The sequence below is a fragment of the Halorubrum sp. ASP1 genome (genome assembly GCF_005435135.1).
GTDB classification, from domain to species: Archaea; Halobacteriota; Halobacteria; order Halobacteriales; family Haloferacaceae; genus Halorubrum; species Halorubrum tropicale.
On the sequence record NZ_SGUA01000073.1, the window covers coordinates 1 to 300 of the forward strand.

The 300-nt window shown below is 67.3% G+C and carries 1 pseudogene; it reads left to right on the top strand.

Features of this window, described 5'->3' with window-relative positions:
* Positions 1-300: pseudogene (locus EXE48_RS18305) on the top strand (hypothetical protein); the annotation flags it as partial.

Below are 300 nucleotides of genomic sequence, written 5' to 3' on the forward strand. Positions count from 1 at the left end.
CTGACCGAGGCGCTGAACCTGCGCCGCGGTCAGACGCACAAGGAAACGGACCCGGATGCGGTGCCGGACGGGGGTTCGGAGTCGTCGGCGTCTACGAGCGACCGGATATCGCTCGACGAGGACGGCTACTACGACGAGCTCTTCGAGGACCTGTCGCTCCTCAAGACCATACGGGCGCCGGACGGGAACGGCCGGCTGGTGCCGAGAAAGGGGTTCCGGCCGTTCTTTGCCCGGCTGTTCTCGAGCGCGGCGCGGCTCGATCTCAGCGATCTTCGGACGCGGGTGAGTGTGAACGGGTCG